Source organism: Runella sp. R0.1_18 (assembly GCF_057652155.1).
On record NZ_JBYFCK010000004.1, the window covers coordinates 532,473 to 559,004 of the forward strand.

21 protein-coding genes are annotated in these 26,532 nt (G+C 45.1%); 18 read left to right on the plus strand and 3 right to left on the minus strand.

The window, feature by feature from the left end; genetic code table 11:
• Window positions 1-137: 137 nt before the first annotated feature.
• The 13 genes from AC23P2_RS10140 (at window position 138) to AC23P2_RS10200 (ending at window position 21,855) form a co-directional block, all read left to right on the plus strand.
• The gene (locus tag AC23P2_RS10140; RefSeq protein ID WP_487773076.1) at window positions 138-1,577 is read left to right on the plus strand and encodes a sulfatase family protein; all 1,440 of its coding nucleotides are present in this window, start codon (window positions 138-140) and stop codon (window positions 1,575-1,577) included.
• A gap of 149 nt (window positions 1,578-1,726) precedes the next feature.
• Complete coding sequence (locus tag AC23P2_RS10145; RefSeq protein ID WP_487773132.1) at window positions 1,727-2,584, plus strand: sugar phosphate isomerase/epimerase family protein; 858 nt, start codon at window positions 1,727-1,729, stop codon at window positions 2,582-2,584.
• A 289-nt stretch (window positions 2,585-2,873) separates the two neighbouring features.
• Window positions 2,874-5,891 carry a SusC/RagA family TonB-linked outer membrane protein gene (locus tag AC23P2_RS10150; protein ID WP_487773077.1) on the plus strand — a complete coding sequence of 1,006 codons (3,018 nt, stop codon included), beginning with the start codon at window positions 2,874-2,876 and terminating at the stop codon, window positions 5,889-5,891.
• A gap of 15 nt (window positions 5,892-5,906) precedes the next feature.
• Window positions 5,907-7,280: a RagB/SusD family nutrient uptake outer membrane protein gene (locus tag AC23P2_RS10155; protein ID WP_487773078.1), complete on the plus strand. Its 1,374-nt coding sequence runs from the start codon at window positions 5,907-5,909 to the stop codon at window positions 7,278-7,280.
• A gap of 158 nt (window positions 7,281-7,438) precedes the next feature.
• Window positions 7,439-7,996, plus strand: coding sequence for an RNA polymerase sigma factor (locus AC23P2_RS10160; RefSeq protein ID WP_487773079.1), 558 nt, complete (start codon window positions 7,439-7,441; stop codon window positions 7,994-7,996).
• A 31-nt stretch (window positions 7,997-8,027) separates the two neighbouring features.
• Window positions 8,028-9,038, plus strand: a complete 1,011-nt coding sequence (locus AC23P2_RS10165) for a FecR family protein (RefSeq protein ID WP_487773080.1) — start codon at window positions 8,028-8,030, stop codon at window positions 9,036-9,038.
• Between the two features lie 184 nt (window positions 9,039-9,222).
• A complete protein-coding gene (locus AC23P2_RS10170) occupies window positions 9,223-12,567 on the plus strand; it encodes a TonB-dependent receptor (RefSeq protein ID WP_487773081.1) in 3,345 nt (1,114 codons plus the stop codon).
• A gap of 33 nt (window positions 12,568-12,600) precedes the next feature.
• Window positions 12,601-14,082, plus strand: coding sequence for a RagB/SusD family nutrient uptake outer membrane protein (locus tag AC23P2_RS10175; protein WP_487773082.1), 1,482 nt, complete (start codon window positions 12,601-12,603; stop codon window positions 14,080-14,082).
• A gap of 26 nt (window positions 14,083-14,108) precedes the next feature.
• Entirely contained in the window at window positions 14,109-15,482 is a 1,374-nt protein-coding gene (locus tag AC23P2_RS10180) for an FAD-dependent oxidoreductase (protein WP_487773083.1), read from the plus strand.
• Between the two features lie 60 nt (window positions 15,483-15,542).
• Window positions 15,543-16,694, plus strand: a complete 1,152-nt coding sequence (locus AC23P2_RS10185) for a hypothetical protein (RefSeq protein ID WP_487773084.1) — start codon at window positions 15,543-15,545, stop codon at window positions 16,692-16,694.
• Between the two features lie 119 nt (window positions 16,695-16,813).
• The gene (locus AC23P2_RS10190; RefSeq protein ID WP_487773085.1) at window positions 16,814-18,127 is read left to right on the plus strand and encodes a sulfatase family protein; all 1,314 of its coding nucleotides are present in this window, start codon (window positions 16,814-16,816) and stop codon (window positions 18,125-18,127) included.
• Between the two features lie 87 nt (window positions 18,128-18,214).
• On the plus strand, window positions 18,215-21,058 hold the full coding sequence (locus tag AC23P2_RS10195; RefSeq protein WP_487773086.1) for a family 78 glycoside hydrolase catalytic domain: 2,844 nt from the start codon (window positions 18,215-18,217) through the stop codon (window positions 21,056-21,058).
• Window positions 21,059-21,084: 26 nt separating this feature from the next.
• A complete protein-coding gene (locus tag AC23P2_RS10200) occupies window positions 21,085-21,855 on the plus strand; it encodes a glycoside hydrolase family 16 protein (RefSeq protein WP_487773087.1) in 771 nt (256 codons plus the stop codon).
• Between the two features lie 181 nt (window positions 21,856-22,036).
• Here AC23P2_RS10200 and AC23P2_RS10205 read toward each other — a convergent pair whose 3' ends face one another.
• The gene (locus AC23P2_RS10205; protein ID WP_487773088.1) at window positions 22,037-22,390 is read right to left on the minus strand and encodes a hypothetical protein; all 354 of its coding nucleotides are present in this window, start codon (window positions 22,388-22,390) and stop codon (window positions 22,037-22,039) included.
• Between the two features lie 201 nt (window positions 22,391-22,591).
• Here AC23P2_RS10205 and AC23P2_RS10210 point away from each other — a divergent pair, with 201 nt between their 5' ends.
• From AC23P2_RS10210 to AC23P2_RS10225, 4 genes are all read left to right on the plus strand, one after another.
• Entirely contained in the window at window positions 22,592-22,918 is a 327-nt protein-coding gene (locus AC23P2_RS10210; RefSeq protein WP_487773089.1) for a DUF6452 family protein, read from the plus strand.
• Window positions 22,915-23,574: a hypothetical protein gene (locus AC23P2_RS10215; protein ID WP_487773090.1), complete on the plus strand. Its 660-nt coding sequence runs from the start codon at window positions 22,915-22,917 to the stop codon at window positions 23,572-23,574. Before AC23P2_RS10210 ends, AC23P2_RS10215 begins: the two co-directional genes overlap by 4 nt.
• Before the next feature lie 64 nt (window positions 23,575-23,638).
• A complete protein-coding gene (locus AC23P2_RS10220) occupies window positions 23,639-23,827 on the plus strand; it encodes a hypothetical protein (RefSeq protein ID WP_037298981.1) in 189 nt (62 codons plus the stop codon).
• Complete coding sequence (locus AC23P2_RS10225) at window positions 23,827-24,597, plus strand: TIGR02757 family protein (protein ID WP_487773091.1); 771 nt, start codon at window positions 23,827-23,829, stop codon at window positions 24,595-24,597. Before AC23P2_RS10220 ends, AC23P2_RS10225 begins: the two co-directional genes overlap by 1 nt.
• 4 nt (window positions 24,598-24,601) lie before the next feature.
• On the opposite strand, the gene AC23P2_RS10230 is transcribed toward AC23P2_RS10225, so the two are convergent.
• Window positions 24,602-25,102 carry a GNAT family N-acetyltransferase gene (locus tag AC23P2_RS10230; RefSeq protein ID WP_487773092.1) on the minus strand — a complete coding sequence of 167 codons (501 nt, stop codon included), beginning with the start codon at window positions 25,100-25,102 and terminating at the stop codon, window positions 24,602-24,604.
• A 102-nt stretch (window positions 25,103-25,204) separates the two neighbouring features.
• On the opposite strand from AC23P2_RS10230, the gene AC23P2_RS10235 reads away from it, so the two are divergent.
• A complete protein-coding gene (locus tag AC23P2_RS10235) occupies window positions 25,205-26,272 on the plus strand; it encodes a hypothetical protein (protein ID WP_487773093.1) in 1,068 nt (355 codons plus the stop codon).
• Window positions 26,273-26,334: 62 nt separating this feature from the next.
• Here the strand turns inward: AC23P2_RS10235 and AC23P2_RS10240 are convergent.
• Window positions 26,335-26,532, minus strand: a 198-nt coding sequence (locus tag AC23P2_RS10240; protein WP_487773094.1) for a hypothetical protein, incomplete at its 5' end; no start/stop codon positions are given.

Genomic DNA, 26,532 nt, shown 5'->3' on the forward strand with positions numbered 1-26,532 from the left:
TCTTTGATTTTAAAACACATAGGGCACATGAGGATATTCACATTGTGAAAACTCTATGTGAACTATGTGTTTATTTTAGGTATAAAAGGTGATTTTGTACTTTTAAAATAAGAACCTTACACCTTTCTTTCCTTCGTATGTTTCGAATTGTACTTTTTGTGCTGAGCTTTTTCGTGGTCAATCAAACGCTGGCACAGTCGCCCAAAACCAACATCCTTTTTCTTTTTGCTGATGACCTCCGTGCTGATGCCTTAGGGTGTTACGGAAACTCGTACGTCAAAACCCCGCATCTGGACCAACTGGCTCAAAGTGGGACGCTGTTTAGCGAAGCACATATTTTGGGTGGTTTGCACGGGGCGATTTGCGCGCCTAGCCGAGCCATGTTGATGAGTGGGAAAGGGTATTTTCGAGTGACCGATAGGCTCAAAGGCGTAACTACGTGGCCCATGCTCCTGCGTCAGCAAGGGTATCATACGTTTATGACGGGCAAATGGCACAACGAACCAGCGGCCGTTGGGGCAAGTTTTGTGGAAGCTAAAAATGTCATGTTGGGTGGAATGGCTGACCATTATCAAACCCCCATGTGCGACCTCAAAGCCGATGGGACTTTCACCGAACCCGTAAAAAAGGGATTTTCAACCGATCATTTTGCCCAAACGGCGATTGACTTTTTGGATAAACAAACGGCCTTGAAACCTTTTGTGACCTATGTGGCGTTTACGGCTCCTCACGACCCCCGCTCGCCCTTGCCCGACTACCTCAAACGCTACGGAACTTCGCCGCTTCCCCCCAATTTTATGCCTGCTCACCCGTTCCATTTTGGCAGTAGCATGAGCGAACGCGACGAAATGTTGGCGGCTTTTCCACGTACGCCCGAGGTCATCAAAGCGCAGTTGACCGAATATTACGCCATGATTACCCACCTCGACGAAGCCATTGGCAAAATCTTGGCCAAACTCAAAGAAAAAGGCTTGGATAAAAATACCATCATTGTTTTTGCGGCCGACAACGGTCTGGCGATGGGAAGCCACGGGTTGTTGGGTAAACAAAACCTCTATGAACACAGTATGAGAGTGCCGCTGATTGTGAGTGGAAAAGGTATCCCTAAAGGACAGCGGAGCGATGCCTTTGTCTATTTATTTGACTTATTTCCCACGTTTTGCCAACAACTAGGAATCTCCGCGCCGAAAGATTTGGAAGGAAAAGACATCTCAGGCATTTTACAACAAAAAACAAAATCGGTGCGAGAACAGGTATTTACGGCTTATCGGGCTTCCATTCGTACTGTCCGTGACCGCCGTTGGAAGTTGATTCGCTACCCGCAAGTGGATTATACCCAGCTTTTTGATTTAGAATCAGACCCTTATGAACTCAATAACCTAGCGGGAAAGCCTGAGTTTGCGGACAAAGTAAAAACGATGACCGAAGACCTACGGAAACAGCAGCAATTTTACGGCGATACCGCACCATTAACTGCTTCGGAAATTCTCCCACAAACCTTTGATTATAAAGGCATCGTGCGTAAGCCCGATCAGTGGCAACCCAAAGAAGTTTTGGATAAATACTTCAAAGACTAACTTCTGCGTCAATCTGCGGGTATTCCATCTGCGCCACTCTGCGAGAAAAACATTTTCACATAGAAACCCACAGATGGAATGCACGCAGAAAAACAGTAAACGTTACCAGAAAACACCTTTTGTAGTAAACGCTCTTAACTTCAAAAATGATGAAAAAAACAAGCTTAATGGGAGTAATTATGCTCTTATTGGTAACTATTGCGGGCGAGAGCCTAGCCCAAAAAGGAAAATTATATTCGTTTCCCATTGGGATGCAAGCCTATACCTATCGGGCTAGTTTCCCCAAAAACGTAGCCGCGACATTGGATACCCTCAAATCGCTGGGTATCACCGAACTTGAAGGTGGAGCACAAAAAGGAACGACCCCTGCCGAGTTTCGTAAAATGTGCGAAGAACGAGGAATCAGCATTGTTGGAACGGGCGGAGGCTACGAAGAACTGGCCAAAGACCCCCAAAAAGCAGCAGAAACCGCCAAGGTTTTGGGCTCAAAATTCTTAATGTGCGCTTGGATTCCGCACAAAGTAAAGGGAGGCTTTACGTTTGAAGAAGCAAAAAAAGCGGTGGAAGATTTTAACCGTATCGGCAAAGTGTTGAAAGAAAACGGCATTACGTTTTGTTACCACAACCACGGCTATGAGTTTCAGCCGTACGAAGGAGGTACGCTGTTTGACTACATCGTCAAAAATACCAACCCAGATTATGTATCGTTTGAAATAGACATTTTGTGGGCATTTCACGGAGGTGCAGAGCCTGTGAGTTTATTGAAAAAATACGGAAATCGTTTTAAACTGGTTCACCTCAAAGACCTTCGTAAGGGAGTAAAAGGCGATTTGACGGGTGGGACTGCCCTCGAAAATGATGTCGTTTTAGGAACGGGACAAGTGGATGTGGCTGGGGTGATTCGTGAGGCAAAAAAGATTGGGATTAAGCACTATTTTATCGAAGACGAAAGTCCTACGTGGAGTCAGCAAGTTCCTAAGAGCATTGCGTACTTGAAGAGTTTATAAGTTAGAACAAACGTCATAACTGCCGTTTTTGAAGCACCTTTGGCTAGCCAGGGGTGCTTTGTTTTTTTTGATTTTTGCCATAGTTTCTTTGGTTTGGAATATCAATTTAGTTTAAATATTTTCTTGAATAAATTTATTTGAATATAATTGCTGTCACAACTCTCTTGCAACAGCGTAAAATTCTTCTTTGATAAAAAGCCATTGGGCCTTCAAAACAATTAAGCAATCGCTATTGTTTTTGAGTTGTCTATACTAACTAATTAACTAAACTAAATTAAACACCAAATCTATGTTCAAATCTACTGATTCCTCAGTAGCAAAACTTGCTTTTGCTATGGGGATGTGGCTGCTGACGTTCGTTGCAGTGGCTCAAAACAAAATCGGCGGAACGGTAAAATCTGGAGATGGGTCGCCCATTCCAGGAGCAAACGTGGTTGTCAAAGGAACAACCATCGGGACGGTCAGTGGCGCAGATGGTACTTACTCCATTACACTTCGCCAAGGTAATGCCATTTTGGTCTTTTCGTCTATTGGATTTCAGTCAAAAGAGGTGGCCGTTGGAAACAACAGTACCATTGACGTAACCCTGACGGAAGATGTGTCAAACCTTCAAGAGGTGGTTGTGACAGGGTTGGCATCGAGCATTAAGCGTTCTAACTTAGCCAATGCCGTTGCGACTATTTCGGCCAAAGAGTTGATGGGAACAACCCAAATTCAGACCGTTGACAATGCTTTCTACGGGAAGCTGGCAGGTGTCAACATGAACACCAACGGCGGTGCGCCAGGGGGTGGTGTCTCGGTGCAGCTCCGTGGGATTTCGTCGCTCGTGGGGGCATCGCAGCCGCTTTACATCATTGATGGGGTGTATGCCAACAATGCCGTAAATCGCTCTGGGCGTGCTTCGGTAACGGGGGCAGGGGCAGAAACCCAAGACGATGCCTCCAACCGTATTTCGGATTTAAACCCCAACGACATCGAAAACGTAGAGGTGCTTAAAGGGCCATCGGCGGCGGCTATCTACGGTACGCGTGCCAATGCGGGGGTAATCATCATTACGACCAAGCGCGGAACCGCAGGGAAAACCAAAGTGTCGTTTGCCCAAGACTATGGAATGGCGACGCCGCAGCGTTTGTTTGGGGTAGATAACTGGAGCGAAGCGAAAATTAATACTTTTTTTGCGGCCGCTCGTCGCCCTATCGAATTGGAGCGTTTTCGCGCTGCTAATGGCCAAACGTGGGACTATGAAAAGTATTTTTACGGAAATACCGCCACACTTTCTAATACAAGATTGGGAATTTCGGGAGGGAATGATAAAACCAAATTCTTTATTTCTGGAGCATTGACGGACGAGAAAGGAATTATCCGCCGTACGGGCTTCAAACGTTACTCGTTGCGGGCAAATATCGACCACAAATTGACCAATGACATTACGTTGTCGGTAGGGTCAAATTACATCAATACCAATACCGATCGTGGTTTTACGGGAAATCAAAACAACTCAGGGGCAAGTATTGGCTACAACATTGCGTACGTGCCCAACTATTTCAATCTCTTCCCCGATGCAAGTGGACGTTATCCCGATAACCCTTACTTCGCCGAAAACCCCGTAGCAGTGACAGACCGTGGAATTAATAACACCAACGTCAACCGCTTTATTCAGTCATTTAATCTTACTGCCAATCTTTACAAATCAGAAAAAGCCTTGCTTAAATTGGTAGGACAAGGTGGTTTTGACTACACACAAGGAACCACGTTTGTGTATCTTCCTGAAGATTTGCAGTACCAACGCGCCCAAGGAAACCCTGGGGACGTGATTTGGGGAAAAACCGAAAACGTCAACACTAATTTGCAGGCTGCCTTGGTTTTCAACTGGAATATCGGAAAAGTTAACCTTACTTCTCAGGCAGGAACGGTTCGCCTCAATTTCCGCGAAGACCGATTGCTCAACCGTTCGCGTGGTTTGGCAGGGGGACAAACCAACTTGCGCCAAGGAACAGTGCAAGAAATTTTTGACCAACGCTTCCAAAGTATTACCGACGTCGGGGCGTTTGTACAGCAAGAAGCCAACTGGGACGATAAAATCATTGCGACAGCAGGGGTTCGTTGGGATAAATCAACCCTTATCGGAGATGCTAACAAGTTTTGGGCGTTTCCAAAAGCATCGTTGGCCATTAACCTAGCCAATTTTGACTTTATTCGTTCTTCTAGTTTGTCTTCTATTTTCTCGCAAATTAAGCCCCGCGTAGCGTACGGTGAAACGGCGGGGGTACCAGGTTTTGGAACAACGTTTACGCCACTTAACTCAGCAAATATTGGTGGATTGCTCGGCTCGGTCGTAACGACTGCGGCAGGGAACGCGGCCATCGAGCCTGAGCGTGCGGGTGAGTTGGAGTTTGGTTTGGATTTAGGATTATTTAACAATCGCATCCAACTCGAAGCTACTTACTATGACAAACAAACGCGCAGCAACATCCAAAACCTCCAGCTTTCTCCTGCGGTGGGGATTAGTACGATTCCTACCAACTTGGCCCAGCTCCAAAACCGTGGGGTAGAACTTTCGTTGGGTGGAACGGTCGTTCAAAAGGAAAAATTCCGCTGGAGCTCGCGCGTATTGTGGTGGAAAAATGACATCCTTTTGACTAAATTGGGGATTCCTGCCTATAACTCAGGAGCATTTGGGGTAACACTCGGTACGTTTTTGTACCAAGAAGGATTCTCTCCAACAACGATTGTAGGAACGCGTCCCGCACGTGATGCCAACGATACTCCCTTTAACACCGACAAAGTTACGACTGGAGCATTTGTTCTGGGAAATAATCAACCCGACTTCCAGATGTCATGGAACAATGAAATTAACTTCCTCAAAAACTTCGATTTCAATATGCTTTGGCATTGGAAAAAAGGTGGCGATAATATCAACTTGACGGAGTTTTTGTGGGACGGCGGTGGAACTTCTCCTGACTGGGACGACGATGATAACGGCGACGGTACGCCTAATGGCCGCCAGCGAGGATTAGCTCCTCACAACGGTGCCGACCGCTGGGTGCAAGATGCGACTTATCTTCGTTTGCGGGAGGCGGCCTTGTACTATACCGTACCTACCAGCTCTTTGAACAAGTGGTTCAACAATAAAATATCTCGCGTCAAAGTAGGTTTCTCTTGCCAAAACCCATTGACATTCACTAAGTACCGCGGTTACGATCCCGAAACTTCTACGTTTGGGTTGCAGGCAGTAGCATCGGGGGTTGACATTGCTCCGTATCCTACGCAGCGTCGCTTTTTTGGTCATTTAGTTGTTGAATTTTAAAACATGATAAAGACAATGAAAAATATAAACTCGGTTTTTGTAGGGCTGTTGTTGATGATGAGTTCGTGTAACTTTTTTACCCTCGATACGCCCAATGACCCCAACAACCCTTCATTGGGAAGTGTGAGCCAAAATGCGTCGCGTACTCAAGTGCAAAACTTAGTAACGGGTCTTGAGTCACGTCACCGTGATTATCTTTTTACCGTAACAACCTTGTACGGAACAATGGGGCGCGAACTTTGGTATCTAAATGCCTCTGACCCGCGTTGGCAGACCGACTGGCTCGGGATGAACGGCCGTCAGGCCACGCCTAACATGTTTGGATACCTGAATACGTACCAGCAACCTTATTTTGCTATTCGTCAGGCACAAACGGTGATTGATGCCGTGAGCAACACCAATACGTTTACGACCGAAGAAAAAAGCGCGATTTCGGGTTTTGCCAAAACGATTATGGCGTACCAATACCTGATTGTGGCCATGGGTCAATACGAAAACGGCATTCGGATTGATGTCAAAGATGTGCAAAACCCAGGGCCATTTTTGCCACTTCCTGAAGCGTTGACTCAAATTAAGCGCATTGTTGATGAAGGAAATACCGAACTTGGTGCTGGAGGAACTGGCAACTTTCCGTTGCGTTTGACGACGGGTTTTACGGGCAATGGCTTTGGAACCATTGCGGCGCTGCGTCAGATGAACCGCGCGATTGCGGCCCGTTTGGCCGTTTATCGTCAAGATTGGCAAGGGGCATTAGATGCCGTGAATGCCTCGTTTTACAGTGCAACGGGTAGCTTAGAAGCAGGCCCTGCTCATACGTACGGTGCACCCCCAGATGCCTTCAATCCGATGTTTTTTGTGAGAAATGCCGCGGTAAGTACGTTAGTGGTCGTACACCCGTCGGTACTGCGTGACACAATCGCAGGCGATGCCCGCGTACGAGCTAAATTCTTCCGTCGTACGTCAGCCGTTTCGGTTACTTCTGACGGAACGCCATTGTCAGGTCAGTACCAAGATAACCGATATGCAACAAATACCAGCGAAATTAAGTTTTTCCGCAACGAAGAACTGCTACTTATCGCTGCCGAAGCCAATGCCCAGCTCAATAAACCGACCGAAGCCGTTGCGGCCATCAACCGCATACGTACGGCAGCAGGAATTGGAAACTACACGGGTGCGACCACTAAAGAGGCGCTCATCGACGAAATTTTGTTCCAACGCCGCTACTCACTTTGGGGTGAACCTTGGGGACATCGTTGGGTGGATTTACGCCGCTATGACCGCCTCAATGCCACCAACGTTGACGTGAGCCTCGACCGTGGAACTATCTTTAAGCAACTAGCTCGTCCGCAAGCCGAAGTTAACTGGGACGATTACGTAAAAACGCGTTAGTTTCTGTAATACTTTTCTTACGAAAATCCCTGCTACTCGAAGTGGCAGGGATTTTTTGTGTGCGTTGGGCGGGTATATATTAATTTTTGAAGATTTTTTAAAATCATTCTAGGGATTTTGGCGACTTAATTGACTATACACTAACCGAACACCATGCTATGAAGTACCAAACCTTTTCCGATGACCAATTAGTCGATTTTCTGAAGAGCGATAGCCAAGGCGCTTTTGAGGAGATTTATAACCGCTATTGGTATAAATTATTGGGAGTGGCCTATCACGAAACAGGCACTCGCGAAGAAGCAGAAGAATTGGTACAAGACCTGTTTGAAAGTCTTTGGCAAAAACGCCACGTGAGTGTGATACGTCATTTGAGTGCCTATTTGGTGGTTTCTATCAAACACCTGAGCACCAATTACATCAAGTCACAAATCACCCAGCGGAAATTTCAAGAATACCTGATTTTTAACGAAATCCGCCAGTCTTATGCGACCGACGAAAGCGTCCAATTTGCCGATTTGTCGAAAGCCGTGGAAGAAGCAATGAAAAAATTGCCCGAAAAAAGTGTTGAAGTCTTCAAGTTAAGTCGCTTCGAGAACCAATCGGTCAAGGAAATCGCTCGGCAATTAAATCTATCCGAAAAGGCCGTTGAGTATCACATCACCAAATCGCTAAAAGTGCTCAAAGAGCATTTGAAAGCTTTTCATTCTGACAATTAATCCACCCATTTCTTCATAACAAACCAAAGACATGAACCAACACGAATTCAATCAGTTGCTTGAAAAATACCTTTCGGGAGATTGCACGCCCGACGAGGAAAAACTGATTCATGATTGGCAGGCTCATTTACTCCAGAATACATCGCTCACGTTGGAAGAATCAGAAAAAAACGGTGTTAAAAAACGGCTTTGGCAAAATATTCAGCAAACAGTTTGGGCACCCGAAGCGGAGATTGTTCGCCCACGGTGGCGTTGGGTGGGCTGGGCAGCGGCAGTATCGGCGATTGTCGTGGCAGGCGTTTTTTGGTGGAATACCCGTCGCATAGACGTAAACGATGGGGCGATTAGCCCACGAATAGAAACGCCCAACGGCATTGAAGTAAAAAACACCGCGGCCAATCCGCGAGAAATAAAACTGGAAGATGGTAGTATTGTGCTATTAAAAACCAACAGTAGCGTGACGTATCCCGAGCATTTTGGGCAAAAAAATCGGAGTGTTTTTCTGAAAGGGGAGGCATTTTTTAAGGTAAAGCATGACCCAACCAAGCCCTTTGTGGTACACGCTGGCGAGCTAGTGACCGAAGTACTTGGGACAAGTTTTACGGTAAAGTCGTACGAAGAAGCGCAGGCGATTGAGGTAGTAGTAGCGACGGGGCGCGTATCAGTTTATGAAAATTCCCCTAAGAAATCATTGCAACGAAACGGAGTGATTTTGACACCTAACCAGAAAATTACGTTTGATAAAACCTCTCGGAAGCTTACACCCAGCCTAATCGAACGGCCCGTGGTGATTCATGTGCCCTCCACCCCGTCTTTGTTTGTATTTGAAGAAACGCCCTTACCCAAAGTCCTCAAAAAACTAGAAAATGCGTACGGGGTACAAATAATCGTTGAAAACCAAACCCTTAATCAGTGTGTGTTCACGGCCGATTTGAACGAACTCCCACTCCATACCCAACTCGATTTGATTTGTAAATCTATTAATGCCACCTACGAACAGCGCGGTACCAGTTTGTTCATCAATGGCGAAGGTTGTAAGTAAGTGTTTTAAACAGACCTTATAGGTTTTGAAAACCTATAAGGTCTAAAAAAGCCGACAATGCTCAGAACACTGTCGGCCTAGAGTGACCCGCAACCGAATTGGCGTTCGGTTGGTGCAAATTCATTGGCGTGAAGCACCAACGCGGGTAGTTTTTGTCTTTCTAAACCAAAAACATGTTAAAACTATGCAAAAAAATGGACGAACCAAAGCGTTCTTGCTCAAAGCAATGAGAATGACGGTTACTCAACTTGCCATGCTAATCCTGTTTTGTGGGTTGGCCAGCGCGCGCGACACCAAAGCGCAAGAAGTATTGAATACAACCATTTCGATTAAGATCGAGGCGGTCGAAATCAAGCGCGTATTTAGTACCATCGAAAAACAAGCTGGGGTGAAGTTTGTGTATAGCCCCAACGCCATTCGAGCCGACCAAAAAGTCTCATTGGCTACGACTAACAAACTATCGGAGGTACTCAAAGAACTGTTGCAACCTCTTCAAATTTCGTATGAGGTCGTTGGGTCACGGATTTTATTGCGCAAAAAAATGCCAGAAAAAGCCGCTCTTTCCGACGAGATATCCGCGCCAGTCCCAAACGCTACGGTTCCTTCCGATCAAGTCGTAAAAGGAATGGTGGTGGACAATGAGAAAGGCGAAGCCCTGCCAGGCGTCAGTGTTTTACTGAAAGGTACCCAACGAGGTGCCACCACCAACCCCAACGGAGAGTTTTCTCTCAGTGTACCCAATGGCGATGCGGTATTGGTATTTAGTTTTGTTGGATACGAGCCTCAAGAACTCGTTGTCGGAAACCGTACTCAAATTAACATCAAACTCAAAGTCGATACCAAAGCACTCGAAGAAGTGGTAGTGGTGGGGTATGGTGTGGTGAAAAAAAGTGATTTGACGGGTTCGGTAGCCCAGGTCAAATCCAAAGAATTAAATTCTTTTCCGACGGCCAACGTATTGCAAGCCTTATCGGGGCGCGCAGCAGGTGTGCAAGTAACCCAAAACACAGGAGCGCCAGGAGGGGGCGTCAGTGTACGGATTCGAGGTACAAACTCTATCCAAGGAAGCAACGAACCACTTTATGTGGTGGACGGCTTTCCGACTACGGGGAGCAATCCTACCATTTTGAACAACGTTGATATTGAAAGTATTGAGATTTTGAAAGACGCATCGGCAACAGCTATTTATGGCTCGCGCGGAGCAAATGGTGTTGTGCTGATTACAACCAAGCGAGGTAAATCTGGTAAAACAAAAGTGGATTTTGAAACAAGTTTTACGTCTCAAACCCTCATTCGTAAACTTGATTTGATGAATGCCAATGAGTATGCCACGTTTTATAACAAACAAGCTGCTAACGATAATCTAGCGCCGTATTTTACGCAAGCACAGTTGGATGGCTTTGGGCAAGGGTTCGATTGGCAGAATTTAGTGTTCCAGAAGGCGCCAATGAAGACCACTTCTTTGAACATCAGCGGAGGAAATGACAAAACCCAGTTTTCTGTTTCAGGGAGCTTTTTTGGTCAGGATGGCATTATCAAAGGCAGCGATTATAAACGTTACTCACTTCGTACAAATTTAACTCATAAAGTAAGCGATAAGTTTAGTGTCAACCTTTCTACCACACTTTCAAGGCTAAAAACCGACCGCCGCGACAGTGAAGGAGGGTCACGTGGAAATTCCATGATTTCGGCGGCTATCTCAGCACCTCCTACCCTGATGCCGTACAATGACGATGGCTCGTACCGCGTATTAGCGATTGCCTATCCATTTGTGGCCACAGACTTAATCAATCCGCTCAACTTTATCAATGAGCAGACCAACCGAATCAAAGCCAACCGCGTATTGGCGAATGCGGCATTGATTTATAACCCTATTCCTGAAATCACGGTCAGAATATCTGGAGGAATTGAAAATGCCGATGACCGTACCGACAACTACACCACGCGCAATTACATCAATTCGCTCGGCCGTGCGAGCGTAAGCACAACGCAGCAAACAAGCTTGCTGAACGAAAACACCATCAGTTATAACAAGACGTTTGGACAAGGGCACAACATCTCGGCAGTAGCAGGGGTTACATACCAAGATTTTGTGACAACGACGCTTTCGGCTTCGGGCACAGGCTTTTTGAGTGATATTATTGAAACGGGAGGTCTTGGTTCAGCCATTACGCCAGGCATTCCAGAGTCGGGCTATTCCAAAAGTGTCTTGCTGTCGTATTTAGGGCGAGTCAATTATAACCTTAAAGATAAATACCTGATTACTGCCAGCATTCGCCGCGATGGCTCGTCGCGTTATAGCGATGGCAACAAGTGGGGGTACTTTCCCTCAGGGGCTGTGGCATGGCGGGTTTCGAGCGAAGAGTTTATGAAAACTATCCCGTTTGTCTCCGACCTAAAACTTCGTGCAAGTTGGGGGCTAACTGGTAGCCAAGCTATTAGCCCGTACGCTACTCTCAACCAGCTTTCGTCGTTCCGCACTGTATTTGACGATGCGCTTTTTACCACTTTTTCTCCAGGAACTCGCCTACCAGGAAATCTGAAATGGGAGACAACGGAACAAAAGGATATAGGGGTGGACGTGGGAGTTTTAAATAACCGAGTACTTCTAACGGCTGATTATTACATCAAAAACACCCGCGATTTGCTTAATACGGTTGTTTTGCCTTCATCGCTTGGTTTTACGTCCACCATTCAAAATATTGGTGAAGTCCAAAATAAAGGTTTTGAATTTGGCATCGACAGCCGACTATTTACGGGTGCTTTTAAGTGGGATGTCAACGCCAATATTTCATTTAACCGAAACAAAGTAGTAAAGCTTTACGGAGGAGGGGATATTCTCACGGGTAATGTCAACGTAGTCGTTATCAATGACGTGACAAGCATCTTGCGAGAAGGACAACCTATTGGGCAGTTTTGGGGATATGTAGAAGACGGTTATACCGAAAAAGGGGCGATTAAGTTCAAAGATTTAGATGGAAACGGTACGATTACCCAGACGGATAAAACCTATATTGGCGACCCTAATCCTAATTTTATCTATGGTTTTAACTCGACCATGTCTTACAAAAACTTCGACCTGTCTTTGTTTATTCAAGGGGTTCAGGGCAATGATTTGTTTAATGTAAGTTCGATTGTTAATACAATGGATTATGGTTTTGGGTTGAATATGCCTCGCGAAGTACTTTATAATCACTGGACGCCAAGTACGCCCAATGCGAAGTATCCGATTATTAGCCGCAACACCACTACGCGCGTTTCCAATCGCTTCATTGAAGATGGCTCATATCTGCGCCTTCGTACCATTCAATTGGCGTATAATTTACCACTCGAAAAATGGGGTATCAAGTGGGTTCGTAGCGCACAAGTATATGGCAGTGGCCAAAACTTGCTCACTTTTACCAACTACTCATGGTGGGATCCTGAGGTCAACTCACGCGGCGGCTCTAACTCAACCATTCAGGGGATAGACCACAACAGTTACCCAACGGCTAAGTCGGTGACGGCTGGGCTTCGTGTTAGTTTTTAATTTTTTCAGTTCACTGCTTAATTCCCTAGCAATATGAAAAAGTCATTATCTTCTTTTATAAAAATACCTTCAACCCTGTGGAATAAAAAATGGCTAGGAGTCGTGTTGGTACTTGGCCTATCTTCGTGCGAACAGTTATTGAAGGAAGAACCCAAGTTTATCGTTGCCGAAAATTTCTTTAATACTGCGGCAGAAGTAGAGGCTGCCACCAATGCCATTTATAGCCCTTTACGCAGTACGAATTACGCCGTTTATGAAACGTCGTTGGAATGCCAAGCAGACTACGCCTACGGGCGAGGAAGCTGGGCACCTCTTCACGAACACCAAGGACTCAATGATGCCAACATCAGTCGGGTAGCTGGTTTATGGAATGCCTTTTATCTAAGTATTCGTAATGCCAACTTGGTGATTCAGAATGCCCCCAAAGGGAAGGCGATTAGCCCTGCCGACCTCAATAAGTACGTAGGTGAAGCCAAGTTTTTACGCGCATTTAATTACTTTCAACTGGTGCGCAACTGGGCAGGAGTACCGCTTCGTACGGAGGAAAATATGACTCAGATTGATTTACGTCGTAGTAGCGTAGAAGAGGTATATACACTTATCCAAGCCGATTTGAAAGAAGCAGAAACAAACCTTCCCGATAAGCCTGCAAACGTGGGCCGTCCTTCAAAATGGGCTGCTAAGACGCTCTTGGCCGATGTGTATTTGACTTTAGGTAAATACACCGAAGCACGAGATAAAGCTGATGAAGTGATAAAAAGTGGTAAATTTTCGCTGGTACCCATTGCCTCAAAAGCTGATTTTCAAACAAAAGTCTATGGCCCAGAATTAGTATCGACGACTGAAGAGATTTTCTATTTGAAATACACTCGTCAAGTGGATCAAGGAAATTATATGCTCTGGATTACCAACCATCCGAGTACGAATCTGTTCAATTTCGGGGGGGCGTATGTGGTCTATGGCCAAACCACCGAGCCGCTGTATAAAGGCTGGAATGATGCTGATATTCGCAAGTCGCTTTGGGAAAAAGTTAACATTGGGCTAGGAGCCAATACGGTGATTAGCTCCAAATTTGCTGACCAAAAGGCTATTAGCCAAACAGGAGCAGGAAATGATGATCCCGTGTATGCCTACGCCGATGTATTGTTGATATACGCCGAAGCGGCCACCCGTGTCAATAATGCCCCAACAGCTCAAGCATTGGAGGCGCTGAACCAAGTTCGTCGCCGTGGTTATGGTAAAACTCCTACCGCAGTGTCTTCGGTCGATTTTGTATTAGCTGATTACAACGCCTCGACGTTTGTGGATGCAGTCATCCAAGAAAGGGCGTACGAATTTTTGTATTTGGGCAAACGTTGGCTCGACCTCAAACGCATCGGGAAAGTGAAAGAGGCGATAAAAGCGGCCAAAAATGTCAACGTAGCCGATAAGCATTTGCTATGGCCTGTGCCAACGTCAGAGCTTAACTTTAACAAAGCAATGGATCCTGTCAAAGACCAAAATCCAGGCTATTAGCACTTGGGACTTTAAAAAACTACTTTATGGAAAAAATGAAACGAAGAGCGGCATTAGCCTCATTAGGAAGCCTTTCGTTGGGAGTATCGGCTCCCATATTGGAAAAAGGGGAGGTTCTCCAGGCGCCTTATTCCGTAAAAAAAACGAGCTTAAAAACAGATATATTGGTGGTTGGTGGTGGAACAGCAGGGGTGATTGCTGCCATTCAGGCAGGGCGTGCTGGCCGTAAAACCATTTTGGTTGAAAGCGGTAGCCAATTGGGCGGCACCACTACTACTGGAGGTGTGGCTTTCCCTGGTATTTTTTTTGCGTGGGGTAAACAGGTAATTAGCGGCATAGGTTGGGAATTGGTACAAGCGGCTGTCGCCATGAACGATGATCAATTGCCGAATTTTTCTATTCCCCACGGTAAAAATCACCCACGGCATCAAGTGCGCCTTAATGGTCAGTTATACGCCATGCTTATCGAAGAAAAGTGTGTGGAGGCAGGAGTACAATTGCGTTTTTATGAAACCCCCACCAAAGTAACGCCGCAAAAAAACGGTTGGCTGGTGCAAACGATGGGAAAAGGAGTGATTGCCGAAATCTCTTGCAACCAGCTCATTGACTGTACAGGAAACGCGTTTGTGACCTCAATGGCAGGTTTTCCTGTACTACGTGAAGCCGAGACGCAGCCAGGTTCATTAATGTTTCAAATTGGAGGATATGATTTTAAATCGTTGGATTTAAAGCTGATTCAAGCGCGTTATCAAGAAGCTATCCAGAAAGGAGAGTTGGTGAAAACCGACTTTCGTAACAATATCGCAGGGGTGTTACGCTCGGCAGGTGACAACATTTCGCACGTAATGGGGGCTGATTCTACTACCTCCGAAACGCACACCGTAGCTAATCTGAAAGGACGGAAAGCGTTATTAGATACGCTACGGTTTTTGCGCAGCTTACCTGGTTTAGAAAAAACAAAACTGATTGACATGCAAAACGAAACGGCCGTTCGCGAAACGTTTCGGATTGATGGTCACTACAAAATTACCCATGCCGACTACGTAACGGGTAAAATGTTCGACGATTCGGTTTCGTATTCATACTATCCGATTGACGTTCACGATGAGAATGGCGTCGTACCTGATCACTTGAATGAGGGTATTGTCCCTACGGTTCCATTGCGAGCGTTGGTGCCGAAAAACAGCCGTAACTTTTTGGTGGCGGGTCGTTGTGTTAGCAGCGACCGTTTGGCCAATTCGGCGTTGCGTGTACAGGCATCTTGCATGGGAATGGGGCAAGCGGCAGGCGCTACGGCAGTACTGGCAAGCCTTCAAAATAAGAGCCCACTCGAAGTATCAATAAAAGATATTAAACAGCTTATTGAAGAGCACGGCGGTATTGTGCCCACGTTTGTATAAATAGAATGGTGAATACATGTTGGGTAGGCACGCTATGGCCTGCCCACATTACTTACTTATATGTCGTTGAAACTAATAAGCGTATTGAAGTTACCTGTTTTATTCCTTTTACTGTGGGGAATCGGCGGTTTTGTTTCTGAAGTGGCGGAGCCTATCCGTTATTTTCGGCCATACACACTTGCATTACCCGTTGCCAAAACAATTTCTTATCTTGTTGATTTTGAAGAGGAAACAGGTACAGATACTTTGTTTCAGGCAGTATCTCAGGAAGGGTGTCCTGTTTCGTATTTTAGACACATCCAAAGCAATGTTTGCTTTGATGGAAAGTGCCGTATGTTGGTAGCTACGCTTTATTGGAATCCCACAGGTCGATATTTAGGGTTTGAGCTACCCAAAGGAGAGTTTTTGAGTAAAACCGATCATGACCCTTTTACCCCCGAAGAATACACACGTTTGAGCGAGATACTTGCTGATTCTTTATCGCCTCTCGGCACTTTTACTTACAATGCCCTGGTGCCAAAAGCTGCTGTGGACGTTCAAAAAGTGGATGGAGTGTCGTCGCCTACTGCGCCCGACGTACTCGACTACATCATCAAGGGCGCAGCTTATACAACGTATAAATTATGGCATTTGGTGTATGGGCCAACTCAGCTAGAAATTGAAAAGTTGACCCAAAAAACGCTCTCGGCTGATTTACTTTTGAAAATACTGGAAAGCAACGATTTGGGGGATAAAATGTGGGCTGTTCGCCGTGTCCGACCTTTTATTTCAGCACACACTTTGTTGCAGCAAAAAGTAATATCGCTTATTCAGGACAATCAATATAATCTTTCTGAACAAATCATTAGGGAATTACCTACAACAGACTCGACGATTCAACGAGGTTTGGCAATGGCTTTTTTGAAAAACAACTACGCGATTAAAAAACTTATTGTGGAAAAGCTAAAAATGGCACCTTCGTTGACACCAGAGATGGTGGCTTTGTTTACTTTGGCTTTGCCCTCACTTCAAGGAGAGTCGGTGGCTAGTATATTGGAGCTTTTGAGAATAAAAAAAATAAATGACCCTGTTACGGGACGGGCTATTGCTGATTTATTACGTAGTGACAATAACTTTGTGGCTCGTAAAGCCTATGATTTTTTAACTAAACAAAAAATCAATGATCCGTACATTGAAGAGCAGTTAACGCGCTTTCAATCAAAGCAAAAGTAAAATTTCTACGCTTGTCGCTTCTAGTGTAAAGTTATCCTGCACGCGCTATGAAATGGGTCAGTTCTTGGTTTGTTGCTATCTCTTTGGCTCTTTTTACTTTTTCTTCCTTCAAGAGCCCATTGTCAATTTCTCGTCCCAATATCATCTTCCTCCTCACCGACGACCACCGCTGGAACTCTTTGGGGGCGATGGGAAATCCGATTATTAAAACACCACATTTGGATCAACTTGCCGCGCGCGGCGTCCTTTTCAAAAAGGCGTATGTTACAACGGCGATTTGCTGCGTGAGTCGGGCGAGTATTTTGAGCGGGCAATACATGTCGAGGCACAAAATTGAAGATTTTAATACCAGTTTTAAGCCCGCTGCGTTGGCCAATACTTATCCGCTGTTGTTGAAAAAGGCAGGGTATCAAATCGGTTTTATTGGAAAATACGGCGTTGGAGAACCCAAAGCACAGCCTAGCAATGTCTTCGATTTTTGGGCGGGTTCGGAAAAACCACAGCCCGATTACGAAATGAAGGATGCACAAGGCAATTTTATTCACCATACCGATAAAGTCAACAACGATATTCAACAGTTTTTGGCGCAAACCCAACCCGACGCGCCGTTTTGCTTGTCGGTGAGTTTTAAAGCGCCGCACATTCAGGACGGCGACCCGCGCCCGTTTATTGTTCAAGAACGTTATAAGCCAATGTATGCCAACGATTCGATTCCCGAGCCCGAAAAAGCCGACCCAAAGTACTGGCAATCGTTTCCCGATTTTTTTAGAACCGATAAAAATATTGCCCGCGAACGCTGGTATTTTCAGTTCGACGGAAACCGAATGTACCAAGAAAGCGTGCGACAGTATTATCGTTTGATTAGCGGCGTGGACGAAGTCGTTGGAAACATGATGAAAACCTTGCAAGACAAAGGCTTGGCTTCTAACACAGTGATTATCTTCATGGGCGACAACGGCTATTATTTGGGCGAATACGGCTTGTCGGGAAAATGGTTTGGCCACGAAGAGTCGATTCGGGTACCGCTCATTATGTACGACCCGCGTACTCCTCAACTTCGTAAAAAGACGTCCAACCAATTGGCGCTTAATATCGACATTGCTCCAACGATTTTACAATTGGCGGGAATTCAGGTGCCTGCGGAAATGCAAGGGGTGAACTTGGCGGAACTCGTGACGAAACCAAAACAAATCGCTCGAAGTGCCTTTTTCTACGAGCATACGTTTTTGGGTTCGCCTCGTTTGCCTAAGGTGGAAGGGGTAGTACGTAACGACCTGAAATACATGAAGTACATTGAGCATAATTACGAAGAACTGTACGACCTCCGCAATGACCCCGATGAGAAAATCAATCGGGCTAATGATGAAAACTACCTTTCTCAACTCGAAAACATGCGCACTCAGTACCAAACTTGGAAACAAAAAGTGCGTTGACAACCGATGGGTAGGGTAGTGAAGGATAGTTGTGGGTAGTATTTCTTTCAATTTTGCCTGTAGTAGTAGTGAAAACCCTTAACTGATATGTTTCAACGATTTTTTTCCTTGGCAGCTGCCCTGCTATTGGGCGTTAGTGTGTATGCACAAAGCGACCTCAAGGCCGTTTATTTACGGTGTGAATACAAAATCAATCCCGTGACGGACGTAACTCAGCCGCGTTTGAGCTGGGAGCTGACTTCGGCCGTCAATAGTCAATACCAAACGGGCTATCAAATTTTGGTGGCGACTTCGGTGGCGTTGTTGGAGGAAGGCAAAGCCGATTTGTGGGACAGCAAAAAAGTGACTGGAGAAACTACTTCCCAAATTGAATATGCGGGTAAACCGCTGGAATCGCGCCAAATCTGCTATTGGAAAGTAAGGAGTTGGGATAAAAAAAATATACCTGGGTCGTGGAGTGAACCTGCTAGGTGGGAAATGGGCTTGCTGCAAAAAAATGATTGGAAGGCCAGTTTTATTGGGCTTAATCTCAATCATTTAGGAAAGGGAAAAGAATACCACCTACCGCCTGCTCCGTTTCTTCGCAAAGAAATTGACGTAAAAGGCCCTATCAAAAAAGCGCGATTGTACGTGACGGCACTTGGGCTGTACGAATTTCAAATCAACGGCCGAAAGGTTGGAAACGACTACCTCACCCCTGGCTGGACTGACTACAACAAACGCCTCTATTACCAAACATTTGACGTAAGTAAAGAACTGAAACTTGGCAAAAATGCGCTAGGTTCTATCCTTTCCTACGGTTGGTATGCTGGCTACCTAGGGTATGCGTTGTTGGTGGGAAATCCTATTGTCAAAAACTTTTACGGCGATGTACCCGCTTTGAAAGCACAGTTGGAAATTGAATACACCAATGGCCAAAAAGAAACGATTGTGACTGATAATACGTGGAAGGTCAACTATGGTCCAATCGTGGAGTCGGATATTCTGAACGGTGAAGTGTATGATGCCAACAAAGAACTAACGGGCTGGAATCAAACGGGATACAACGAAACTGCTTGGAAAAAAGTGATTACAGTTTCGGAAAAAGCTGAGCGCCTACTTCAATCTTTTCCTGGCGACCCTGTGCGGGAAGTTGCCCGACTTACCCCCAAAAACATCAAACAGATTGCGGCAAAAGCGTATTTGGTTGACATGGGGCAAAACTTTGCGGGCATCATTAAGGTACGTTTCAAAACGGCCAAAGGCGATTCTATTCTTTTTCGGTTTGGTGAAATGCTTTATCCCGACGGAAAACTCATGACCGAAAACCTCCGAAAGGCACGCGGTACGGATTTGTACATTGCCAAAGGCGATCCCAACGGCGAAATTTATGAACCTCGTTTTACCTACCACGGCTTTCAGTACGTGCAAATCGAAGGGCTACAAAATGGCCTCGGAATGCAGGATATTTTGGGTCTTGTGCTGTCGTCGGCTACGCCCAAAGCAGGTACGTTTGAAACCGATAATGCTTTTGTTAATCAATTGTATCACAACATTATTTGGACGCAACAGTCCAACTATTTGGAAGTTCCGACCGACTGCCCGCAGCGCGATGAGCGTTTGGGCTGGACGGGCGATGCCCAAGCGTACGTAAAAAGTGCCACGCTCAACAACGATATTGCGGCTTTTGGGACAAAATGGGTAGTGGACCTCAACGACGCTCAACTCCCCAACGGAGCCTATCCGCTGTACGCACCTGCGCCGTTGGTTCGCAAAACCGATACCTATTCACCTGGTTGGATGGAAGCGGGGATTGTTTACCCGTACCAAATTTTCCGCTCCTACGGCGATACCCGAATCATCAAAACGCATTGGTCGGAAATGAAGAAATTTATGCAGTTTCTAGAAACCAAAAGCAAAGGCGAGTACGTGTTTAAGGAAACAGCCTTTGCCGAAGTCGATCCCAAAGGTGGGTTTGGAGACTGGTTGAGTGTGGGCAAAAAAACGCCGCCCGATATGCTGGCTACGATGTATTACGCGTACTCTGCCCAATTGATGCAGGAAATGGCCTTGGCCATTGGCGACGAAAAAGAAGCAAGCCATTTTAAGGAAATAAATGCCAAGGTGAAGGCGGCTTTTCTCAAACATTACACCAACGCTGAAGGGAAATTTGTTTGTAACGCCGCGGCGTACAGCGACGGTCGGGGCTACGTGGATGGAAATATGGGTTTTGACGGACACACGCAAACAGCCTATGCTAACGCCATCTTTATGAACCTCTTAGACAGTACGCATACCCTCAAAGCGGCGAAATGGTTGAATGAATTGGTGGTTAAAAACGGCAATAAGTTAACGACGGGCTTTCTGGGCGTTCGGCCTATGCTGCCAGTACTTTCAAACACAGGCTACAGCGAAACGGCCTATAAGTTGTTGTTCCAAAAAGAATATCCCTCGTGGGGGTTTGAGATTGAAAACGGGGCGAATACGATTTGGGAACGTTGGAATAGTTTCACGAAAGAAGGTGGTTTTCCCGCAGGCATGAACTCATTTAATCACTATGCGTTTGGTTCTATTTGCGAATGGATGTTTGAAAATATGGCGGGTATTAAAGAGACTTCGCCTGGGTTTAAGACGTTTCTGATTCAACCTGAACCGATGAATGCCAACCTCAACTCACTCAAAGCCGCGCATCGGTCGCTCCACGGAATGATTACCTCGGCTTGGCAAAAAAAGGGTGATTTGATTACAATGACCATTGAGGTGCCTGTCAACACCACGGCTACGATTTGCTTGCCACCAACCCCAACCAACAACATCACTTTCAACGGAAAAACGCTGGTCGCTTCTACTGTTAAGCCTAAGTGGATTAATCGCCGTGAACGAAATACTGTGACGGTGGGCTCGGGGAAATATGTTTTGAGTTACAAAAAATCGGCTTTGTCAGGGTTTTAACAATGAACGTGCATTAAGAATGAATTATGAAAACCTTTATTTTGATTTTCTTGGGTGCTTGGGCAGGCATTAGCTTTGCCCAACGCCCTGCCCAGCCGCCGATGTCGCAGGAGCAGTTTACGCCCGAAAAACTAGGGTATTCCCTATTTTGGGAAGATAATTTTAATGGTAACCAACTCGACCCGAAAAAATGGGCGGTGAGGGGAGTGGGGCCGCGTGCCTTAGGTTATGTGTCGCCCGAAGCGGTGGAAGTGAAGGACGGCTTGCTGAAATTGCACGCTATCCAAAAAGGAGACAGCATTCTGATTGGAGCGGTGGGCACGCAAGGAAAACTGATGACCAAATACGGTTACTTTGAATGTCGGGCGCAGTTGCAAAAATCGCCAGGCGTGTGGGCGGCGTTCTGGATTCAGTCGCCCGATATTTCCAAAGGAGAAGACCCCGCCGTTTATGGAGCTGAAATAGATATTTTTGAGTTTTTCAAAAAACTGGGTGTGGATATTGTCTCCCACAACGTGCATTGGGCGTATGGCTCCAACCAAAAAAGTACGCGCGGAATGCAAAGTTATCTCAAGGGAGTGAGCGAAGGATTCCACACTTTTGCGTTGGAATGGACGCCCGACAAATACGCCTTTTTTATTGATGGCTACAAGTTTTACGAAGTAACCATTGGGGTTTCACGGATTGAAGAGTACCTTATTTTGAGCATGGAGCTTCCATCTGAAAAGAAAGATTTACAATACACTGTTTACCCCGACGTATTTTTGGTGGATTACGTAAAGGTTTATAAAAAATAATGTGCGTTTAGTTCATTGTTAGGTAGGTTTCTTTAACTATTACCCGCTGATTTACGCTGATTGAAAGTCGCAGAAGGCGCTGATTAATGAAAATATAGAGCTCTTTTTTAGCGAAAATCAGCGTTTGTAATTCTGCGTCTTTCTGCGGGTAAAAAAATAAAACTACCTAGCTAACAATGTATTAACTATCTCTCGAATCGACATGCAAAACGTGTAAAAAACGATGAACAAAGGGCGCAAATAAAACGGAAGTTGCCGATAAAAAGGTGATTCCACTGAAAAGGGCATAAAAAGAAGCAAAAACCTTAGCGATGTCTGAATGAAGCGTATCAACGGGGCCCATGCCGCCTAAAATCATGGCTGCATTATAAAACGAATCGACCCAGCCCATGTGCGGGTCGGTGAGGTAGCGATAGCCCAATGCCCCAATCAACCACGAAATACCAATCATGCCGACTGCCACGGCCGCATATTTGATAACTCGACGTTGAAAACGTGGTTGAGAGATTACTTTTTGGCTGTGATGTTCAAACATAGCATTAAGTTTTGTGAAATGGAGCATGAAAAATAGCATTTTGCATGGTCATTTCGTAAACTTGCCAAAATTCATCACACCATAAAGATTTTTTTTATTTGTGCCTTATGCTATCTATTATGTAGCTGCGGACAGCAATGCGGTATCACAGCCGAGCCTGTTCTAGCTATACAATTTAGAATTGAAGCTACTATCTCCAAGGTGTCCGTACTGGGAGCGTTACAAGATGTTTCTAAAGAGCGTGTTCAATTCCCTATCAATCTTAATGCAGATTCCACTACTTACATTTTTACTCAATCTAATCGTATTGATACATTAACTGTTTACTACAAAAAGCGTATCTACAATGCCAGCAATACCTGTGGTTATGTACTGGATTTAGAAGCACCCGCTTCTGGTAAAACCCACACGACTACCTTCAAGCAAATTGAAGTAGAATATCGTAGTTATTATACTCCCTCGCATGGCGCCAAATTGTATTATCCAGAAGAAGAAAGCGGTATTATTGTCAAAATCAATGAACTATGAAAAAATTAGGCTACTGGATTTTTTTATTGATGCCTCTTTCGATTCAAGCCCAAGATAGTACATTAAAAATAAGAGCTGTTGGAATTGATGTAGTTAAGAATGTTACGCATTACGTATCTGGCTTTAATTTCCAAAATCCAATCATCGCCGAATGTTATGTGCAGTTTTTTACCCCTAAACCTAATCATTATTTTAGTATAAGTTTAGGCTACGCAAGTATGTCACGAAAAGCCCAAAATCATTTTCTACAATCTTTTAGAGGTTATTCTGTTAAAACGACTTGGGAACAATACAGTAAAAGTAGTAGAAAGTTTTTCGGCTACAGTGGGGTATTCTCATATGGGACAGTAAAAGGTGAATTAGAAATTCCGGGTAATTATTTCCCTACTTACAAAACAGGCACTCCCTACAACCAAGGGATAGGGGTTGCCTTAGAGGGGTTTGCTGGAACCTCAGCTTTACTGTTTAAGCGTATTGAAACGAGATTTTTACTTCGAGGTGGCACCATCATTGCTGATATAGGAAACCCTCAATTCCCCTACTTAACAGGTTTAGGAATTTCTTATTTGCCAGAAATGCTTTCCTTTAATGTGGGAGCCACTATCCAATTATTTTATCTCATCAAACGTGCTCCTAGGCGTAATCTCTCAAATTGATATTTTTATTTCCCGAACCAAAGCGCGAACTTTACAGTTAATTTTAAATAAAATCATTCTCACAATGCTTTCTCGCCGCCAAGAACGTGAACAAATCAAAAAATCCCTCGGCTTTCGTATTTGGAGCGTTGCTTTTACCATTTTTTACCCAGTTATTTCACTTTTTACGTGGATATTTACGGGGATTGTTCTGCTATTTTCGGGGCTTTCGCGAGGGTTAGTGTGGGTCTTGAAGGGAGGTCGTAGCATCTAATGACCAATTATGTGGTGGAGCTGCTGGAGGCAAAAGTAGCTCAGTACAACCAGCCCAATTTTATCCCCAACGACCCTATTAGTATTCCGCATCAGTTTTCGAAGCTGCAAGACATCGAAATCATGGGTTTTTGGGCGGCAGTATTGGCGTGGGGACAGCGTAAAACGATTATCAACAAATGCCAAGAGTTGATTCAACTCATGGACGGCGCTCCTTACGATTTTGTACGTAATCATACGGATACTGACCTAAAGCGTTTTTTAAACTTCAAACATCGGACCTTCAACGCGACCGATACACTTTATTTTCTTCATTTTTTTAAGCACTTTTACCAACATCATCACTCGCTAGAAGAAGCGTTTATCCATGCTCTTCCCGTGGAGGCACCTCACGTCGAAATGGGTCTTGCAGGCTTCCATGAGTTGTTTTTTAGTCTCGAAGATTTTCCAGAACGTACCCGTAAGCATATTGCCACACCCGTGCGGAAATCATCGTGTAAGCGACTCAATATGTTTTTGCGCTGGATGGTGCGCAAAGACGATAAAGGAGTTGATTTTGGCCTTTGGAATGCCCTGAAACCTTCGCAATTGATATGCCCATGCGATGTACACGTAGATCGGGTAGCGCGTAAACTGGGGCTTATCCAGCGCCCTACTACCGACTGGCAAACGGCTTTAGAACTCACCGAAAACCTCAAGCAACTCGACCCTAATGATCCCGTTAAGTACGATTTTGCACTGTTTGGGCTGGGTATAGAGGGGGAAATGTGAGAAGTTAAGGCATAAACTCAAAGACAACCGCATCTTCATGCCCTTCAAAGACGGTTGTTACTTGCTTCATGCCCGCTTTTTCTAATACGTGCCGTGAACCATGATGATTGGGGTGGATGAATGCGATGATGGGGCGTCCAGCAAAATTCGTTTGAAGGTGTTCGATGGATGTGAGAGTCACTTCGGTGGCGTAGCCTTTCCCCCAAGCTTCAGGGACAAACCCATAGCCTACTTCGATGGCATCGGTGTTTTCTACGTGTTTGATTTTGACAAGACCTACAAACGCGCTACTGTCTTTTTCGTAACAAGCACATAATCCTAACCCTTCGTTTTCGGAAGCATAAACGAGTTCATTGGCAATGCGCTGATGGCTGTGCGAAATGTCAGTTGCAGGGGTACGGATGAATCGCATAACATCGGCGTCCCCTTCAATTCGGAATAAGTCAGCGGCGTCTTCGGGTTGAAAAATACGGAAATAAAGGCGTGGGGTTTCTAAGTAAAGCATAATGAGCGCATTTGGGAGCAAAATTAGGTTTAAGATGGTAATTTTACAGTAAATAGCTAATTTGTTTTCTTTCGGTTATTTGCACCCTAAAACTCCACACGCATGAGCAAGCCATTAATTTTAAATGAAATCCCCAAAGGTGAATCTACCTCTGTAAAAGTAGATGTTGCTATTGCTTTTTATGGAAAGCCGCACCACACAATTATTGCTATAAAAAGGCTTGTAGAGCACTGTCGTGAGCATATTGACACTATATATCTTGCCAGGGAACGAGTTCAGCCTCATAATGACTACATTGGTATTTACAAAGTGATAGATTACTTCCGAGACACAGGGATAAAATTGTCGGTGTATTATCCGCGCTATTTTATTCCCGTTGGCTTGAGCGATTATGAGCGAACAAAATCTGATTCGCGGTTTCGGCACAGTATTATGTTTCAGTACCCACTTGAAATAACAGATAAAGAGTATTTAGTTGTGATGCACAACGATATGTTATTTCGTAGGAATATTGTGGGAGATATGATTAAGTTGATAAAGGAATCGGAGCAAAATAATATTGGAGTAGGCTCGGTTGGTCAATGTTGGAGCTGTCCAGCAGGGCCTAATTGGGGAAATAAATGCAATAGCAATCGCTATGAACATTATGTGCCTTCGCTAGAGGAAGCAATTGCGCTCACAGAAAAGTACGAAACACCACGCCGTGACATACAGTTGAAAGTTTTGAAGGAAGGAAGAGTTCACTTACTCCCTGAGTGCCGACTTAATGAGTACTGTGCATTAATTGACGTTCAAAAATATCGCAAAGAAACACTTCCTTACGGGGATTTAGGTTGTTATGGAGGCTCTTGGGGCGGCGTAGATTTAGGGACTGTTTGGAGTCACGAAATTTACAAAAGAGGGTATAAATTCATTTCTTTTCCCATTGATGATTATGCAAAGCATTCGCCCTTTGATAGCTCAGGAAGTGGGACTAAATCTAAAACGCATTTTGAGGTTTATCAAGATGCGGAACAGAACGCATTAAAATATATTGAAGAAAATTATGGACCACTTCAAAAAAGCTTCTACATCACTTGGGCATTTGGCCTAGATACCGTAAAGCGGGCTGCTTGGCGGCTGATGATTGCTGCGTATATGTTTATAAAGAAGTTTGCTGGAAAAAAATAAGGCTTGCCCGTCCCGAACTGCGTTTCGGGACGGGTGTGGAATAGCTTTTCCGACGCCACTGTTCAGTAAGTGCGTCGGAGACGCGAATCCTTTTTTCGCCCCAAATTTGAATTTGGGGCGGGCTGGCGCTCGTCCCGAACTGTGTTTCGGGACGGGTGTGGAATAGCATCTCCGACGCCACTATTCAGTAAGTGCGTCGGAGACGCGAATCCTTTTTTCGCCCCAAATTTGAATTTGGGGCGGGCTGGCGCTCGTCCCGA

Coding starts and splice junctions, on each gene's coding strand:
- AC23P2_RS10140 (WP_487773076.1), top strand. CDS start 138: ATGTTTCGAATTGTACTTTTTGTGCTGAGCTTTTTCGTGGTCAATCAA.
- AC23P2_RS10145 (WP_487773132.1), top strand. CDS start 1,727: ATGAAAAAAACAAGCTTAATGGGAGTAATTATGCTCTTATTGGTAACT.
- AC23P2_RS10150 (WP_487773077.1), top strand. CDS start 2,874: ATGTTCAAATCTACTGATTCCTCAGTAGCAAAACTTGCTTTTGCTATG.
- AC23P2_RS10155 (WP_487773078.1), top strand. CDS start 5,907: ATGAAAAATATAAACTCGGTTTTTGTAGGGCTGTTGTTGATGATGAGT.
- AC23P2_RS10160 (WP_487773079.1), top strand. CDS start 7,439: ATGAAGTACCAAACCTTTTCCGATGACCAATTAGTCGATTTTCTGAAG.
- AC23P2_RS10165 (WP_487773080.1), top strand. CDS start 8,028: ATGAACCAACACGAATTCAATCAGTTGCTTGAAAAATACCTTTCGGGA.
- AC23P2_RS10170 (WP_487773081.1), top strand. CDS start 9,223: ATGCAAAAAAATGGACGAACCAAAGCGTTCTTGCTCAAAGCAATGAGA.
- AC23P2_RS10175 (WP_487773082.1), top strand. CDS start 12,601: ATGAAAAAGTCATTATCTTCTTTTATAAAAATACCTTCAACCCTGTGG.
- AC23P2_RS10180 (WP_487773083.1), top strand. CDS start 14,109: ATGGAAAAAATGAAACGAAGAGCGGCATTAGCCTCATTAGGAAGCCTT.
- AC23P2_RS10185 (WP_487773084.1), top strand. CDS start 15,543: ATGTCGTTGAAACTAATAAGCGTATTGAAGTTACCTGTTTTATTCCTT.
- AC23P2_RS10195 (WP_487773086.1), top strand. CDS start 18,215: ATGTTTCAACGATTTTTTTCCTTGGCAGCTGCCCTGCTATTGGGCGTT.
- AC23P2_RS10200 (WP_487773087.1), top strand. CDS start 21,085: ATGAAAACCTTTATTTTGATTTTCTTGGGTGCTTGGGCAGGCATTAGC.
- AC23P2_RS10205 (WP_487773088.1), bottom strand. CDS start 22,390: ATGTTTGAACATCACAGCCAAAAAGTAATCTCTCAACCACGTTTTCAA.
- AC23P2_RS10215 (WP_487773090.1), top strand. CDS start 22,915: ATGAAAAAATTAGGCTACTGGATTTTTTTATTGATGCCTCTTTCGATT.
- AC23P2_RS10220 (WP_037298981.1), top strand. CDS start 23,639: ATGCTTTCTCGCCGCCAAGAACGTGAACAAATCAAAAAATCCCTCGGC.
- AC23P2_RS10225 (WP_487773091.1), top strand. CDS start 23,827: ATGACCAATTATGTGGTGGAGCTGCTGGAGGCAAAAGTAGCTCAGTAC.
- AC23P2_RS10230 (WP_487773092.1), bottom strand. CDS start 25,102: ATGCTTTACTTAGAAACCCCACGCCTTTATTTCCGTATTTTTCAACCC.
- AC23P2_RS10235 (WP_487773093.1), top strand. CDS start 25,205: ATGAGCAAGCCATTAATTTTAAATGAAATCCCCAAAGGTGAATCTACC.